The following is a 285-nucleotide window of genomic DNA, read 5'->3' on the forward strand; positions in this document are numbered from 1 at the left end:
GTCCTGAGCCAGGATCAAACTCTCCATTAAGGTCCAAACGACCAACCCGGGGGGCGAACCCCGGACCGGCCAAACCTTGGAAACAATCCCAGCAATGAACCCCGAAGGGTTCTTGCCTCAAAGAAATCCCCACCACCCACGCAAAACGCGGGCGGCCACGGGGCGACCCGACCAGGGAAACTGGCCGAGCCGATAAAGGCACTGGCTTTTAACACGCTGTTGAGTTCTCAAGAAACGGACACCCACCGCGCCGAACCCCGCTCCCGCGGACCCCGGCTCCGGGGC

It is taken from the genome of Actinomadura livida (assembly GCF_014648675.1).
Lineage (GTDB): Bacteria > Actinomycetota > Actinomycetes > Streptosporangiales > Streptosporangiaceae > Spirillospora > Spirillospora livida.